The organism is Vibrio superstes (assembly GCF_003569005.1).
In the GTDB taxonomy this organism is placed as follows: domain Bacteria; phylum Pseudomonadota; class Gammaproteobacteria; order Enterobacterales; family Vibrionaceae; genus Vibrio; species Vibrio superstes.
This window is the reverse complement of sequence record NZ_BCUR01000004.1, coordinates 2,284,819-2,285,669: the sequence shown is the minus strand read 5'-3', so window position 1 is coordinate 2,285,669 and position 851 is coordinate 2,284,819. Positions and strand designations below refer to the sequence as shown.

Sequence of the window (851 nt, the reverse complement as noted above, 5' to 3'; positions counted from 1 at the left end):
TTTTAATTTAGGCGATTACCTCGCCTAACTAGGGCCCCCGCAAGGGGGCTTTTTTGTATTGAGAATAAAGACATGAAGAATAGACTATTTGCATCAATGCTTTTGTTGATTTCCAGTTCTTCAATAGCTGGAATGGATCATTCAGGCTTGCGTGTTGGTGCAGGCTTAGCTTCAGACATGGGCATGTTCAAACTAGAAGATAAAGTGACAGGCTTTGACTCCGATCCTTCGGTCATTGTTGATCTTGGTTATGATTTTAACGACATCTTTGCCATAAATGTCACCGGTGCTGCAACGGGCTTTAAGTGGGATCGTGGTAAACAGAAACCCCAGTATATAGATACCGCCTACGAGGTGGCTGTGGCAGGTGAAGTCGGCTATACCAAGGTAACGGAGCGTGGGTTTACCATTAAGCCGTATGTTGCCCTAGGAGGTGTGTATTATAACAAGCAGGCGAACCTTCTTTTTACTGGTAATGATGGCGGGAGTGACGTGCGTGGCCGTGGCACAATTGGACTCAGAGTTTCGATAGATAATAAGCTCTATCTCGATGGCCGCGTTCAGGCAACCAATGTTGCCTATGATGGCAAGCTTTCGGGTAAAGAAGATCTATTAACTCAAGGTTTAGTCACCATAGGCTATAAATTCTAAGAGTAATAATTTAGAGCGATAAAATGGTATATAAAACCACCCCAATAGTTGGATATCAATTATTGGGGTTTTTTATTGCCCAAACAAAATGAAACCCTCATCAACATTGAAGATATGAGTATTCAATGTTGATGAGCTTCACAGAAATAACCCTACCTATCGGATTTATTAATATTAACTAATTTAACCTATCAGCGATA

General features: G+C 41.6%; 1 protein-coding gene. It reads left to right on the top strand.

Translation table 11 applies throughout. The annotated features are described in order from the left end of the window. The first annotated feature begins 72 nt into the window (after window positions 1-72). The gene (locus tag D5I41_RS21680; protein ID WP_119011046.1) at window positions 73-651 is read left to right on the top strand and encodes an outer membrane beta-barrel protein; all 579 of its coding nucleotides are present in this window, start codon (window positions 73-75) and stop codon (window positions 649-651) included. The last annotated feature ends 200 nt before the right edge of the window (window positions 652-851 follow it).

Coding starts and splice junctions, on each gene's coding strand:
- D5I41_RS21680 (WP_119011046.1), top strand. CDS start 73: ATGAAGAATAGACTATTTGCATCAATGCTTTTGTTGATTTCCAGTTCT.